This is a genomic window from Halomonas huangheensis, assembly GCF_001431725.1.
Taxonomy (GTDB): Bacteria; Pseudomonadota; Gammaproteobacteria; order Pseudomonadales; family Halomonadaceae; genus Halomonas; species Halomonas huangheensis.
In genome coordinates this window covers 2741145-2755599 of the sequence record NZ_CP013106.1, presented here as the reverse complement: position 1 = coordinate 2755599, position 14455 = coordinate 2741145, and the positions used below count along the sequence as shown (strand labels likewise).

General features: G+C 56.7%; 16 protein-coding genes and 1 tRNA gene. 6 read left to right on the top strand and 11 right to left on the bottom strand.

The genetic code is table 11. The features are described from left to right. Positions 1-11: 11 nt before the first annotated feature. Positions 12-518, bottom strand: coding sequence for a ribosome biogenesis factor YjgA (yjgA, locus tag AR456_RS12050; RefSeq protein WP_031206871.1), 507 nt, complete (start codon positions 516-518; stop codon positions 12-14). 118 nt (positions 519-636) lie between these two features. On the opposite strand from yjgA, the gene pmbA reads away from it, so the two are divergent. Together pmbA and AR456_RS12040 are read left to right on the top strand one after the other, a co-directional pair. Next, positions 637-1977, top strand: a complete 1341-nt coding sequence (gene pmbA, locus AR456_RS12045; RefSeq protein ID WP_021817126.1) for a metalloprotease PmbA — start codon at positions 637-639, stop codon at positions 1975-1977. A gap of 187 nt (positions 1978-2164) precedes the next feature. Continuing rightward, positions 2165-3202 (top strand): DUF1214 domain-containing protein, encoded by a 1038-nt coding sequence (locus AR456_RS12040; RefSeq protein ID WP_021817127.1) that lies wholly within the window; start codon positions 2165-2167, stop codon positions 3200-3202. A gap of 258 nt (positions 3203-3460) precedes the next feature. On the opposite strand, the gene AR456_RS12035 is transcribed toward AR456_RS12040, so the two are convergent. The 3 genes from AR456_RS12035 to AR456_RS12025 form a co-directional block, all read right to left on the bottom strand. Continuing rightward, positions 3461-4588, bottom strand: coding sequence for an HlyD family secretion protein (locus AR456_RS12035; RefSeq protein WP_021817128.1), 1128 nt, complete (start codon positions 4586-4588; stop codon positions 3461-3463). A 6-nt stretch (positions 4589-4594) separates the two neighbouring features. Then, complete coding sequence (locus AR456_RS21825; protein WP_021817129.1) at positions 4595-4960, bottom strand: DUF3302 domain-containing protein; 366 nt, start codon at positions 4958-4960, stop codon at positions 4595-4597. A gap of 596 nt (positions 4961-5556) precedes the next feature. Continuing rightward, positions 5557-6198 carry a glutathione S-transferase family protein gene (locus AR456_RS12025; RefSeq protein WP_021817130.1) on the bottom strand — a complete coding sequence of 214 codons (642 nt, stop codon included), beginning with the start codon at positions 6196-6198 and terminating at the stop codon, positions 5557-5559. A gap of 190 nt (positions 6199-6388) precedes the next feature. On the opposite strand from AR456_RS12025, the gene AR456_RS12020 reads away from it, so the two are divergent. Further along, positions 6389-6892 (top strand): hypothetical protein, encoded by a 504-nt coding sequence (locus AR456_RS12020; protein ID WP_021817131.1) that lies wholly within the window; start codon positions 6389-6391, stop codon positions 6890-6892. A 199-nt stretch (positions 6893-7091) separates the two neighbouring features. Continuing rightward, entirely contained in the window at positions 7092-7538 is a 447-nt protein-coding gene (locus tag AR456_RS12015) for an SRPBCC family protein (protein ID WP_021817132.1), read from the top strand. 131 nt (positions 7539-7669) lie between these two features. On the opposite strand, the gene AR456_RS12010 is transcribed toward AR456_RS12015, so the two are convergent. The 4 genes from AR456_RS12010 to AR456_RS11995 all read right to left on the bottom strand — a co-directional run bounded on the left by AR456_RS12010 (position 7670) and on the right by AR456_RS11995 (position 10468). Next, the gene (locus tag AR456_RS12010; protein WP_021817134.1) at positions 7670-8110 is read right to left on the bottom strand and encodes a universal stress protein; all 441 of its coding nucleotides are present in this window, start codon (positions 8108-8110) and stop codon (positions 7670-7672) included. A gap of 187 nt (positions 8111-8297) precedes the next feature. Further along, on the bottom strand, positions 8298-8588 hold the full coding sequence (locus AR456_RS12005) for a hypothetical protein (RefSeq protein WP_021817135.1): 291 nt from the start codon (positions 8586-8588) through the stop codon (positions 8298-8300). A 273-nt stretch (positions 8589-8861) separates the two neighbouring features. Next, a complete protein-coding gene (locus AR456_RS12000; protein ID WP_021817136.1) occupies positions 8862-9119 on the bottom strand; it encodes an addiction module antidote protein in 258 nt (85 codons plus the stop codon). Positions 9120-9466: 347 nt separating this feature from the next. Next, on the bottom strand, positions 9467-10468 hold the full coding sequence (locus AR456_RS11995) for a TerC family protein (protein ID WP_021817137.1): 1002 nt from the start codon (positions 10466-10468) through the stop codon (positions 9467-9469). Here AR456_RS11995 and AR456_RS21305 point away from each other — a divergent pair. Together AR456_RS21305 and AR456_RS21125 are read left to right on the top strand one after the other, a co-directional pair. After that, complete coding sequence (locus tag AR456_RS21305; RefSeq protein WP_155829107.1) at positions 10467-10649, top strand: hypothetical protein; 183 nt, start codon at positions 10467-10469, stop codon at positions 10647-10649. The two genes, AR456_RS11995 and AR456_RS21305, sit on opposite strands and share 2 nt — an antisense overlap. Before the next feature lie 955 nt (positions 10650-11604). Then, a complete protein-coding gene (locus tag AR456_RS21125; RefSeq protein ID WP_081694545.1) occupies positions 11605-11970 on the top strand; it encodes a hypothetical protein in 366 nt (121 codons plus the stop codon). 282 nt (positions 11971-12252) lie between these two features. On the opposite strand, the gene AR456_RS11980 is transcribed toward AR456_RS21125, so the two are convergent. The 3 genes from AR456_RS11980 to bioD all read right to left on the bottom strand — a co-directional run bounded on the left by AR456_RS11980 (position 12253) and on the right by bioD (position 14441). Then, positions 12253-13317, bottom strand: coding sequence for an endonuclease/exonuclease/phosphatase family protein (locus AR456_RS11980; protein ID WP_021817141.1), 1065 nt, complete (start codon positions 13315-13317; stop codon positions 12253-12255). A 293-nt stretch (positions 13318-13610) separates the two neighbouring features. Next, a tRNA-Leu gene (locus AR456_RS11975) sits at positions 13611-13695 on the bottom strand. A 44-nt stretch (positions 13696-13739) separates the two neighbouring features. After that, the gene (gene bioD, locus AR456_RS11970) at positions 13740-14441 is read right to left on the bottom strand and encodes a dethiobiotin synthase (protein ID WP_031206876.1); all 702 of its coding nucleotides are present in this window, start codon (positions 14439-14441) and stop codon (positions 13740-13742) included. Between the last annotated feature and the right edge of the window lie 14 nt (positions 14442-14455).

Genomic DNA, 14455 nt, shown 5'->3' with positions numbered 1-14455 from the left:
TCTTGTGGGTTTCAGAGCCCCGCCGTCTCGCGCATCAGTTTGAACAGTCGCTTGTTGTTGGTCGGCGGCTTGTTCTGTTCACGTTCACGGCGGGCGTTACGCACGAGTTGACGCAGCGCCTGAATATCGACGTGCGGGTACTCGGTGATGAAGGCCTGTACGGCGTCATCGCCATCCTCGAGCAGGCGGTCGCGCCATTTCTCGAGGCGATGGAAGGCATGATCGCGCTGGGTCTGTGTTTGTTCGATCTCGTCGAAAACAGCCTGAATGGCTTCGAGGTCTTCCTTGCGTATCAGCTTGCCGACGTACTGCATATGGCGGCGGCGAGCTTCTCGGGCGCGAATACGACCGGTTTCCTCGATGGCGCGCTTGAACTCGTCAGAGAGAGGAAAGCGCTCGCGCTCTTCGGGTTTCATGGCGATGAACTGTTCACCCAGCGCCTGCAGTTCGTGCATTTCGCGTTTGAGCTGGGATTTGCTGGGTTGTTCGTCCGCGGGGTTGTGCTCAGTTTGAGTCATACCGGTGCCCATGTTCCAGGAGTCGGGAAATGTGCGCAGTATACCAGTACGCGTCGTGCTACGCGGCGCGCAATGCAATACAGCAGTGGCCATGCGTGGTCACGATAGGAGAATAGTCATGACACAGGCATTCGATGCCGGAGCCCAGCAGAAGGTGCTCGAGGGTCGCGCAGCCGCCGCTCTGGCGATGGCCAGGCAGTTGGGTGCCGATGCCTGCGAGGTCGGGGCCAGTGTCGATCAGGGCATTGGCGTTAGTGTCCGGGAAGGTGACGTGGAGTCGGTCGAGCTGTCACGGGACCAGGGAATTGCGGTCACCGTTTATGTTGGTCAGCGCAAGGGCAGCGCTTCCTCGACAGATGCCAGTGATGCATCGATCAAGACCGTGGTTGAACGAGCCATGGCTATCGCTCGTTATACCGGTGAAGATCCGGCATCTGGCCTCGCGGATGCCGAACTGATGGCGACGCACCTGCCGGATCTTGATGTCCATCATCCGTGGGAGTTGAGCACCGATGAGGCCATTGAACTGGCGTTGTCCTGCGAAGCAGCAGGTCTCGCGGCCAAGGGCATTCGTAGTTCCGATGGCGCTAGTCTGTCCAGCGGTGAGGGCGTGCGCGTCTACGCCAACAGCCATGATTTCATGGGTAGTCAGCGCGGTAGTCGTCACTCGTTGTCCTGCATGTTGATTGCCGAGGATGCCGGCGGCATGCAGCGTGATTATGACTACACCAGTGCGCGTCATCCTGGTGAGCTGCTGGATCCTGCTGAAGTGGGACGTAGCGCTGCTGAACGTACGGTTCGTCGTCTCGGCGCTCAGCGCTTGCAGACAGGGCGTTTCCCGGTGCTGTTCGATCCCAGCCAGGCCAGTGGTTTGCTGGGACACTTGATGTCGGCCATCGCAGGAGGAGCCATCTACCGCGATGCGTCCTTCCTGTGTGGACGATTGGGCGATACGTTGTTCCCCAGTTGGTTTACTCTGGGTGAACAGCCAATGCTGATGGGCGGTACGGCGAGTAGTCCCTTCGACGGTGATGGCGTGCAAACGCGTGACAACGTGTTCATTGATCGGGGGGAGTTGGCCAGCTATATGCTGTCGGCCTACAGTGCTCGTCGCCTGGGGATGAATACCACCGCTAACGCTGGCGGCGCGCGGAACCTGCGTATCGGCGCCGAGCTGAAGTCGCGTGACGAGCTTCTGGCACAGATGGATCGCGGCATTCTGGTTACCGAACTGATGGGGCAGGGCGTCAACGGTGTGACTGGCGACTACTCGCGTGGAGCTGCCGGTTTCTGGGTAGAGAATGGCAGGATTCAGCATCCGGTGGAGGAGTTCACCATCGCCGGTAACTTACCCGCGATGTATGCCGGTCTGGTTGGTGTCGGTAATGACATAGACACCCGAGGCAGCATTCATACCGGCAGTTGGTTGATTGATGAGATGACCATCGCCGGTAGCTGAATCTCATCGCTTGTCATGTCAGTGATCAGGGCCCATCCATGAGATGGGCCCTGTCGTATCTGGCGGACTCATCGGGAGAGCTCTGGCGCGGAGGTTTGCCTGGTCGCGGATATCTGCTGACGCTTCTCGGTAATCGGCATATAGGGACTATCCTCAAAAAGTCGGATTCGTGATCAGGTGGACAGCAATGAAACACACAACAACCTCGGCATGGCTTGCACTAGTGGCGATCGCTGTCCTGGCGTGGCCGGTAATGGCCAACGCGGCCGTCGAGGTCACTATTGACAACTATGTGCGGGCGCAGACCGATATGCATTTGCGGCGCTATGCTGAGGATGGATATTTCGGCACGTTACGCCACCAGCGTGAGCCGCTCCCTGTTGAGGGAAAAATGGTGCGGCCCAATCGTGATGTGCTGCATAGCATCGGCCTGTTCGATCTGAGTCACCCGGTAAGCCTTGTCACACCGGAGAGCGCAACACGCATGCAGTCGATGCAGGTCATCAATCAGGACCATTTCACACCTTCCATGACCTATGGTGGGCGTGAGCTGGAGTTGACGGAGGACAGCGTGGGAACACGCTATGCGCTGGTGGTTTTCCGCACCCAGGTGGATGCCGATGATCCTGACGACATTGCCCGCGCCAACGAGATGCAGGATGCCATCCAGTGGCATCAGGAGGCTTCCGGTTCGCTGGAACTACCGGATTGGGATGCACGCCAGATGACCGAGTTGCGTGAGGCGGTGCTGGCGCTCTCGCCCTGGGTCAAGGGCAGCCACCGGATGTTCGGCGCCAGCGAGGAAGTCGACCCTATCCGTCATTTGTGGGGCACTGCCGCCGGCTGGCTTGGCCAGCCTGAATCAGCTGCCTACTATATGACCTTTACTCCGCTACACAATGAGAGCGATAGTGCCCAGATGCTGACAATCCCCTTCGATGTCCCGATCACCGGCTTCTGGTCGGTTACCGTCCACGATCGAGAAGGACGTCTGTTGCCTGATGCCAGGGGGGCCTGGTCATTGATGAGTAGTAACGCCCATGCCAACGAAGATGGCTCCGTCACCGTGATGTTCGGAGGCGATCCCGAGGCGCGAAACTATCTAGCGATCGAGCCCGGGTGGGGCTATACCTTCCGCTTCTATCGACCCATCAATACGCTGATCGACGGCCAGTGGGTCCCGCCATCGCCGATTCCGATTGAATTGGATATGCCTGAAGAATAGAAGCTGCTGATTGCCATATTCATGGCTTTTCAACTGCGGGCTGCCTGGCTGAGTCGCGCATGCCGAATGTCGTCATTGCTCACCAGGTGATGGAAAACATCGTTGGGCACACTGTCGTTTATTGTGCTGCCTTTTGATGTTGGTATTTTCCTGTCCTGTCCTGTCCTGTCCTGTCCTGTCCGGTCCTGTCCCCGGCTCTGTATGCGGAAACCACCCCGGCCATGCTGTGGCTGATGGCCGGGGTGGCATAAGTCGGGATCAGTGATCGACGTAGAGATAGTGCTGCCAGCTCAGCATGCGCAGCAACACCTTGCGCATGATCGAGAGATGGTCGCGGTTCTCGCTATAGACGGCGGCCTGGGCGGTTACACCGAGAGGCAGTGCGGGGATATCCTGATCTTCGTCCAGTTTAAGGGTGACCAGTACTCGGCTGTCCATGTTGGCGAAGGCTTCGGTACCGACCAGGCGATCTCCAGCCACCAGTTGTGATTCGGCAATGGCTGGCAGAATCTGCTCGATGCGCGCAGCGTAGACACGCCCCGGTAGTGCGGTAAAGATCAACTCGGCTTCCGAACCCTCTTCGAGACGCAACAGTGACTGTTGACGGAAGGCGGCGGTGAAGGTTCCCTCCTGCTTGTGCAGGAAAACACCCATTGGGCGCAGGGGGAGTGGCACAGCCATCATGCCGGGACGAACGGCCAGCTGTGTCAGGTAGCCATCGGTGGGGGCATGAACGATGGTGTGGTCAAGATCGAGCTGAGCCTGCTCGAGTTGAGCCTGTTTGGCAGCAACCAGAGGGTCCAGCTCACCTTCGACGGTATCCTGCTGGGCTCTGGCACGTTCCAATGCCGCTTCTGCCTGGCCAACGCCCGCCTGGGCGGTTTCAAAGTTGCGTTGTGCTTGATCGATCTGTTGGCGACTGAATGCACTGGAGGCATTCCGGTAGCGTGCCAGTGTGCGGCTTGCCTGGTCACGCTGAGCCTGAGCTGCCACCAGTGCTGCCTCGGCTTCACTGACGGTTGCCTCACGTCCCTGAGAGTTGCGTAGGGCATCCTGAAGCTCGGCACTGAGTTGCTCGACGATGGCTTCGTATTTGGCGGAGTCCAGAGTGAACAACGGCGTGCCGGCCTTGACGAACTCATTGGGCTTGGCATCGACGGACACCACCCGTGCGCGCACTTCAGACACCAACGGCGTTACCACATAGGCCTGGCGGGCCTGATGGGTGAAGGGATGGTTGTAGTTCATCATCAGCACCAGCCCGGTGATGATGACAATGCCCCCCAGTACTGCCGTAGGCACTGTCCACTTGTTGACCGGGATACGGAACAACTTGAAGATCGCGATACAGATCGCCCCGTATACCAGCAGGATCATCATTTCCATGGCGTCTTACTCTCCTTGCGGGGCTGATGGTGGCTGAGTGGGGCGGCTCTCGAGGGCGGCAAGGCGTGACTGCATGGCGGAGAGTTCAACACGCAGACGGTCGATCTCATCACGCTCGCGGGCCTGCTCTGCCTCGATCTGCTTGAATCCCCAGCCACGCTCCGGGCGATACAGCGTTGCCCAGATCCACAGGAAGGGCCACAGCACATGCAGGGTAAAGAGGCTGACCCAGCCGGCAACATGAATGGCATCCTGGTGGGGGTGATTACGTTTCTTGGCGATCAGGTAAGGGATGTCGTGGATTGCGATAACGCCGTAGAAGATCATCAGCACGGCAAAGATCAGCAATCCCAGGGCGACATTGGTGAGCATGAGTTGTCTCCAGTTGATCAGGCGTTCCTGGTAGGTAATACCATACCGGGAAGGACGCTCGGGGTCATGAATAACAGGTACCGTAGTACAGGCCGTAGTACAGGCGTTCTCCAGTGACCCGTGACATCAGTCATTGATGATATGGCGTTGTTGACTATCGGAGGTCAGGGGGCGTGTATCTTGCGTGTGAAGCCATGTTGCCACCAGCACAGAGATGAATGCCCTGTATTTATTGCATCGGCGTATTGTCAGACCCTCGTAGATACTGAGGGTAGCTGGCTTGCGGACGGTATTTTCAGGCTGGCGACGATCGCACCACAATGACTGGTCCACGTGAGTTGTTTACGGTGCGAAAAATTGACATTTCTCGCCGGTGTGTTGGGGATGGTGACGAACACGCGGCTGAATGTGTCGTCTGCACTCAGTAGGGAACGATATGCGGAGGAGGACCAGCGGCTTGATGACAGCCCAGTATTGAGAGGTGTGTCGCGACACTTTCCATGGCGTTGGCTGCCTTGCCTCGTGCATGGTGAAATGGAATTTGGTGAGAGCCCCGAAGAGGCTGAACTGGGTGAGTGTCCAGCCTCTGCACAAGGTCAGTTGTGTTGATTATCACCGCTCTGGAGCTCCGCGAATGCCGCTGCGATTCGTGGCGGTGCAGCTGGACGAGCGTACATGCGCTGCAGGTAGGCAAGGAGTTGTGGCTGATCCTCGAGCAGACCGTCTTCATTTGCCCAGTCGATCAGATAAGCGGTCACGCAGTCGGCCAGCGTGATGCTGTTACCGACAATGAATTGCCTTCCTTGCATATGACGCTCCAGAACTGTGACCATTTCCACGAATTCTCGCCTTGCCAAGGCTATCTCTGCGGGTAGGCGACTATCTTCCGGATAGACCATGGTGTGTCGAGCAATGCGCCACAGCGGGGGTTCCAACTCGGTAACGGCAAACATCATCCAGCGATATACCTGGGCTCGTGCCTTGATATCGACAGGCAGAAGCCCGTTGGAAGGATATTTTTCTGCTAGATACAGCACAATAGCCACCGATTCGGTGATCACGGCGTCATCATCTACCAGTACCGGGACCTTGCCAGCTGGATTGAGGCGCAGGAATTCGGGATGTTGGTGCTCTGCCTCAGGCAGGTTGACCGATACGAACTCGAAGGGAATTTTCAGCTCGTTCAGGACCCAGAGGGCGCGGATCGAGCGAGTCGGTCCCAATCCATACAGTTTCATTATGACTCTCCCATGGTCAGGCGATTATGAACATGCGGACAGGAGCTATACCTGCCTCTGGGGAATAGACGAACAGGCGCCACCAAAATCGACAATTATCCGAAGCCATTGCGTCCTGACTGGAGGGTATCGATTGAAGTTGTGACGGAGGTTTGTCACTGTTTCCTGTCTTCAGGAAATGGTGAAAACGATGCGCATGTACGCTCGACACAAAGTGAATAGCGTCTTCTGTTCGGCGCTGTTGCTACTATTGCTGACTTCCTGCACTTCGCTTGCGGCCCCGAGTTCCATTGAATCGCAGCAGAATGCCTCCCGGGATGCTGACGCCAGGGTTGCCAGTGATCCGGTACTGACGGGGCAGCGCTACTTCGACCTGCTGACGGCAGGGGAGTTTGAACAGGCCTATGAGATGTGGGGGCCGGATACACCGATTCATCAGAGTGGATCGCGCCGCTTCGAGCAGTCGATGCTGGCCTATCAAGCATTCCATGGCGAGATGACAGGTGAAGCACGGACCGAAGGTGCAGCGGGAACTCTCTATGCCGAGGTTCCGATCAGGGTATCAGGCGCTCGTCGTGGTGAACCGTTCTCGAATGATGGAACGATGACATTGCAGCGCTGCAATGACGTACCGGGCTGTAGCGAGGAACAGCGCCGTTGGCGGCTGGATTCGATAGACCTCGAGCAGAAATGATCACTCTGGTGGTCAGACGCCGGCCATCTGCAAGGTGATCAACACCAGCAATGCCGTGGAGTCGCCCAGCATTATCGGCTTTGCGGTAATCAACAGTGTCTCAAGGGCATGCTCCGCATCTGTTGTGTTGTCGAAATCGAGGCGGCTCGTTCGTCTACCGAAGGCTGAACCACTTCGTCAACCAAAAGGAGCATTCCTCATGCCCAGCACGATCCGTCTTCATCGCGTCCTCCGCGCCCCGACCGAGCGAGTCTATCGGGCCTTCCTTGATCCGGATGCCATGGTCAAGTGGCTACCACCCCATGGTTTCACTGCAAAGGTTCATCATCTTGATGCCCGGGTGGGCGGCTCCTACAGGATGTCGTTCACCAATTTCACCACAGGCCAATCACACACTTTTGGTGGCGAGTACCTTGAGTTGGAGACAAACAAGCGCATTCGTCACACTGACGTCTTCGACGACCCTGGCTTGACCGGTGAGATGCAGGTAACGGTCTCTTTCCGTCAAGTTTCCTGCGGAACTGAGCTGGAGATTGTTCAGGAGGGTGTTCCCGACCTTATTCCGGCCGAGTCTTGCCACGTTGGTTGGCAGGAATCGCTGACCCTGCTGACACAACTGATCGAAGCCGCAATTCCCGACGAATGATGTGTCATGACCGGGGGCTGGTTTGCCCAGCCTCCGGTCATGGAGGTAGCCAGGACAATGAGCTATTTCCGCTTCTCTATATGGTTGCTGGCCATTGCATTGCTGACTGGTTAGGGAGGGAGAAAAGGGCGTCAATGCACGGTAATGACCCGGCAGCCTGCGCCATGGCTGACTTTATGTGAGACGCTACCAATCATGAGGCTCTTGAGCTCACCCAGGCCTCGGCTTCCCATGATGATGGCATCGACCGCCATGTCCCTGGCCGTATTGAGAATCACTCGCCCAGGGTCTCCATGTGTCAGGATGGTGCTTGTCTCCGGTGCATCAAGCTGCCTGGCCTCTTGCTCGGCCTTGTTCAGTATCTCCCTGCCGACTTCTTCACGCTTCTCGAGAGCCGAAAATGCCGGCACTGCAGCAACTCCCCATACCAGGAGAGGCTCGTGGTCCAATTCTTCGGGGACATGAAGGAGAATAATCTGACTGCCAGTATCGTCCGAGAGCTGACAGGCGACCTTCAAGGCATCACGAGCGTATTCGGACCCGTCGATGGGCACCAGAATCTTCTTGAACATGTAGTGCCTCCATCTGTCTAGATTGGATCTTGAGTCTAGTTCCTGTCGGCGCAACGTGCTTGATGCAGTTCGAAAGCCTCATTGGCTTTCGGGTCACGCTTGTCGAGTGAGTGAAATGGCGTCTCAGCAACAGAAAAGGCCTCCGGTTGGAGGCCTTCGGTCTATAAAGGGTAGTGCGACTTGTGTCTTAACGTGTGGCGTTCAGAGCCAGTTGCTGTGCGTGTTCACTGATGGTGATGTCGGTGGTGTCCTGTTGCTGAGCGCGGAGCTTGAGCCTTGATTGGGCTATGGCGGCGCTGTTGCCTTCGGCCACAAGGTCGAAGGAAACATCGGCAACTGGCTCACTGACTCGGGCAGAGTGTGTCCCGGCAGACAGCGGCTCGCTGAGTTGCAGAGCACGTTCGGTGGCTGGGTCGGCCTGGGCCGCCAGCGGTAGGGCGGCGAGTAGAAGGCTGGCACTGATTAGCTTGATCTTCATGCTGGTATCCTTGTCTTGGTGTGACTTGATACCGAGCATATTATTAGCAAGCTAATTATATTGATAGTAGAATTTAACAATCGAAGTGATTGCCCTGGGCGATGATGCTGCCATCATGACGTGCTATGGCCCGAACCTGTTGTTCCGGGAGCGTAGAGGACTTGGCGGAACCGGCGGAACTGGCGGGTGATCCTGGTTCAGCGTCAGAATAGTCGATTCAATCGTGGCTATGGAGCCTGTTATGGCTCCGTAGGCACGTTGTAACCTTTCCTCTCAGACGCGACGAGCTTGTTTGACTTCGATCTTCAGCTCAAGATCCAGTGCTTCAAGGATCGCCAGCAATACCTCCAGCTTGGGGTTGGCCTGATCCCAGAAGGTTCGATAGAGGTTTCCTCTCGACAGCCCCGTGGTTTCCGCCAGCTCCAGCATACCGCCTTTTTTCTGAGCTATTGATCCAAGTACCTGCATGATTAGACCAGCATCGCCACTGGCGACGGCTTCGGTTAGCCGTTTCTCCAGTTCCTGCTTCATGGTTTTCCCCCTGCGTTATATTCATTAATTTTTTATTCATTATATTCTGCAACGAGACCACTATATGAGCTTCGAGCGTGAAGAACGCTATTCTGTTGTCAAGCTGGAAGGTATTGACGGTGAGGGCGAATCTGCGCTAAAGGCCCCTCGTCGGGCATGCCATGTGTCCGAAAGAGGGTCTTGTTGTGGGGGATGATCGAGAGGGGACGAGGCGCCGACGGATTGTCTGCCTCGTCTCCCCTTGATGGTTCAGCGACGACCGGTGTTTCAAGTACGCCCGGTGTTTCAAGTACGCCCAGTAGCTTCTGCAATCGCTACGCTTGCGTGCCGGGGGCAAGCGACAAGCGTCAGGAACGACCGACCTTGCTGTCGATCACATGAGTCTTCAGCAGGCTGGCAACGGTCGTGATCAGCAGGACTCCGATGATGATGGTCAACGAAAGCCAGATGGGGATTTCTGGACCCCAATGGATAGGTTGGCCGCCGTTGATGAACGGGATGCTGTTGGTGTGCAGTGCTTCAAGAATGAGCTTCGCACCAATGAAGGCCAGAATCATGGACAGTCCCAGCCCCAGGTAAACGAGGCGGTCCAGCAGTCCGCCCAGCAGGAAGTACAACTGCAACAGACCAAGCAGAGCAAAGGCGTTGGTGGTGAAGACGATATAGGGCTCCTTGGTCAGGCCATAGATCGCGGGAATGGAGTCCAGCGCAAACAGCAGATCTGTGAAGCCCAGCGCAACAACCACGAAGAACAGCGGAGTCGCCAGTTTTCTTCCATCAATGCGAGTAAACAGACTATTGCCATGATACTCGCTGGTGGCGGGAATCACTCGACGTGTCCAGCGCTCGATCCAGCTGGGTTGTTGGCCTTCATCCTCATCCTTTGTCTCGCTGAAGTGTGTTTTCGCAAGATGCACCGCGGTATAGACGAGAAAGCCACCGAAGATATAGAAAACCCAGCTATAACGTGCGATAGCTGCAGCACCCAACGCAATGAATATTGCTCGCATGACCAGTGCAATCGCGATGCCCAGCAGCAGCACCTTCTGCTGATAGATCCGCGGTACCGCAAAACGCGCCATGATGATCACGAACACGAACAGGTTATCGACCGACAGGCTCTTTTCAGTGACGAAGCCGGCAAAGTACTCGGCACCATACTGAGGTCCCCAGAAGACCCAGATGCCTGCACCAAAGATCATTGCCAGGGTGATGAAGAATACCGACCAGCCTGCGGCCTCCTTGAAGGTAGGCTCGTGTGGCTTGCGTGCGTGGAACACGAAATCGAAGAGAAACAGTACGATGATGCCGACGACTGTGGTGGCCCACAGCCAGAATGGGATAGCCATGAAGAATCCTCCGGTAAACGGTGTAGTTACCGAAAGTCTCTTCTACATCGGTTTTCCCGATGCTGCTGCTACCGGAACCATTGGGTCCGTGCTGACGATAGCCGCACTGGGAGAGGGCTCCCAGAGAATACTCCCCTTCGCTGGTGCATTCTGCACCGCTACCACTCTCGGCGCAACGTGAAAGGTATTGAGTCGAGCGCAAATCAGGACGATATACCAGGCGCTACCTCTGGCATCTTCCTCATGGCGCGCTTGCCGACCCAGTGACGCCTGAATTCAATCAACCTGAATTCAATCAATAAGGGCAACGAGCTGAGCAAGGAGGATGGAGAAGCAGATAGAGGGGACTTTGATCATTCGAGGACGCCGTGTGGTTTCCATCACCTGGTTTCTATCACCTGGTTTCCATCACCTGGTTTCCATCACCTATGCTGAATAGCATGAGCGTATGGGGCTGGCCATGGGTGGCCTTGAGAACGGTTGTCTCGGGAGATGGAAATGTTCGCACTCTTGCGCGTAGCAGTAGCACTGGCGGCAGCAACTGCTTTCATTGTATTCGTGACACGAGCTCAGGAGGCATTGGCCAGTGGGCCACTGTTTTCGTTTGTGGCTCATTTGCAGAATGTGCCTATGATCCTTGGTGTTATTTTCGGGGTTGGCGTTTGGACGCTACTGGGAAGAAAGTAGCAGGGTAGGCTGTAAACACAGATGGTGTTGCTCCCTCAAGTAAAGACATTCCGGAAATTGGCTGGCCGGCCCCATACGTGGAGATTCAGCGGCCAGTGTAGCCCTCATGCGACAGTGTACCTCCGTGGGTGAGGACGGTTAGCCTGTGTTATCTGATGTTGAACAATGGGTCCGTTGTGGTTTGATTCCCTGCTCGGATAGTCCGGCAATACACCTTCCAATTTGAGGTTCACTGCATGTCGAAATTGAATGTGTTCGTGATGGTCGCCGCTCTCATTGCTACTGCGACAGCACTGGCTGCCTGTTCTCCCATTCCAGACCTGCCCGGACCTATCGGCATTCCCGGTCTCTAGGTCAGGATGAAAATGCATCCTGTAGGTGTCCGGATGGCCATCTTCTGGTAGCCAGATACCCATCTATTCAGAGGTTGATGATCATAAGGAGGTGATATGGACGTAGCTTACCCAGTACCAACTTCAGGAAATGCGTTGACCGATTCCAGAGATACCCGTGGCTGGCTCCTCGGGCATTTTATACCGGGTGAAGATAACCCTTTACGGACTGAAGACGTGGAATTGAAGTGGTACACGCATGCCGAGGGTGAAACTCGCCATGAGTGGGCGCCAGGAAACCCCGTCAGGACCCTCAATATCCTTGTTCGCGGTCATTTCGTGCTGCTTTTTCCAGATAAGGAAGTTGCGCTTCAGAAAGAAGGAGATTTTGTCCTCTTCGGTCCAGGCACACCACACTCCTTTCGCTCTGAAGAAGAGTCGCTGGTGCTGACAGTTCGCTGGCCGTCAATTCCACCACAATGATTCCGGCAAGGTGGCTCTTCTGTCTTCAACGCAAGTGCCTTGATTGGGACGTGTTGGCCGTCGTTGGAGCAAGGGCACTCGTAGCAACTATTTGCAGGATATGGACAGAATCAGTGTTGGGAACTGAAGCGTCAGCCCATCCGCGCCGTTGATCACAGGCAGGCCGTGCAGTCACCAGGCAGTTGCTCGGACTTTCCTGCATAACGATGAACCCGTTCCATGCGCGTCACTTACGCGCCATGGGCTATCCATAACGGTGGGGTTGGAGGAAAGAGGGGCAATTCAAGACTCCTGTTCTCGCTCCATGCCTTCGCGGATCGTGGCGCGTGCTTCATGTCGCTCGTCATGGTTCGCCTCGGGTGTCTCGTGCTCGTCCGCTCGGGAGGGGCGATAGCAGAGTGTGGTGAGAATCGGGAAGTGGTCCGACCCGAATCCCGGCAGCCGCCGCATGTCGCGTAGCGTGAAGTGTTCGCTTGAGAAGACATGGTCTAGCGGCCAGCGCAGCAACGGATACTGAGCATGAAAGGTGCTGAACATGCCACGCCCTCGGCGCGGGTCAAGCATGCCGCTGACGCGGCAGAATAATCGGGTTGTGCGTGACCATGCCACGTCATTGAGATCACCTGCGACAAGAGTCGCGACGGGATCTTCATGAATACGCTTGCCGATCAGCAGCAACTCGGCATCACGCCACAGGGATTCCTTGCTCTCGTTGGGAGCCGGTGGGCGAGGGTGCACCGCGTACAAGCGAATGGTCTCTCCGCAGCTCAGGGTGACCTCGGTGGAAATCGAAGGAATGTCGTCCTGAATCAACCGCTCGACTTGCGTTGACGCCAGCGGTAGCCGAGAAAAGAGGTGCATGCCGTAGAGGTTGTCCTGGGGAATACGCACGGCATGTGGCCATTGACTGGCCAGGGCGCTGTCGAGCTGCTGGCCCCACCAGTCGTCAGACTCCAGGGTCAACACGATATCCGGCTCGTGTTGATGCACCAGAGCGATCAGTCCTTCGGCATTGCGGTTGGGCGTCAGTACATTGGCAACCAACAGGCGTACGCAGCGCTCATCGTGGCCTGGTTCGTAGCGCTGGACCTGTACCGGCCAGAAGCGAGTCCAGGGAAGGATATAGCATGCCTGGATCACCAGAGTGGCAAGGCCGCTCAATATGGCCAGCCAGCGCAAGGAGCCATCGGCGAGCGGAGTGAGCAACAGCGCGAATATAGCCAGAAAGGCGATCTGCAGGCGAGGGAACTCACAGCAGCGTATCCACCACCAGTGGAACGGCAGACGCGCCAGGATAGTGATGCCCAGCAGCAGAGTGGCGAAGATTGCGATGGCAGTGGACAGCACGACACGCTCCTTGTGTTGATGCGAGGGAGTCTGCGCAGCATACCCCGGTTGTAGGCAGTGGACTACAGAGGGCACTTGGCCGGATCGAACTCAACCTCGGGAGAGACGGCAGGAAGCGGGAGTCGATGGCGCTGAATGCCGGTCATGCCGGATTTGGCGAAATCAGATAACGGGCCATGAATCCGACCTCGCCAGGGGCGACCAACCGGCTCGGTCACGATCCTGTCACGTTGGATAATCCAGCGCGTCGAGACAACGTGATCGAAATAGGGAAAAACTGAAGGGAATCAAAATGGTGCGGATGGGGAGACTTGAACTCCCACGCCCGAAGGCACTAGAACCTAAATCTAGCGTGTCTACCAATTCCACCACATCCGCACTGCAGGTAGGCGGTCCGTATTTTACGGAAGCCGTTCCTCAAGTCAATCAATTATCGGCAAGTGCAGGTAATCTGCGGCCTTTTTCGCGCGCTCGCAAGGGCATGTCGCTGAGATTCGGGGCACGATACCCAGGCAAGGGCCTGGTAGCACCCCGGTGAGGTGATCGAGATTTTCCTTATACAACGCTTCGTCTGCGGAAAAACCGGGGTCCAGCAGGTTGCCGACCCAGCCAGCCAGTTCGAGGCCATCAGCCTTGATGGCTTCTGCGGTCAATTGGGCGTGGTTGAGGCAGCCAAGTTTCAGGCCGACGACGAGGATCACCGGCAGCTCAAGCCTCGAGGCAAGTTCCGCTAGATATTGATTGGTGTTGAGCGGGACGCGCCAGCCGCCAGCCCCTTCGATCACTACCAGGTCTCGAGCTTGTTCAAGCGCTGGCTTCAGGGTCTGTGTCAGTTGTTCAAGATCCAGTTTGCATCCGGCACGTTGTGCGGCCAGGTGAGGCGCGATGGCGGGCTCGAAGGCGTGAGGGTTGATGGTCGCGTAGTCGGTCGCCGGGTAGGTCTGGTCCATCAGGCTCAGTGCATCGGCATTGCGCAGTCCCTCGGCCGTGGCTTCGCAACCCGACGCCACGGGTTTGAGGCCCAGGGTTGTGAGTCCATCCAACCGCGCTCGGGCCAGCAGCGCCGAGGCAACGAGCGTCTTGCCGGCATCGGTATCGGTACCGGTGATGAAGTAGTGCCGCATGTTGCTCATGACTC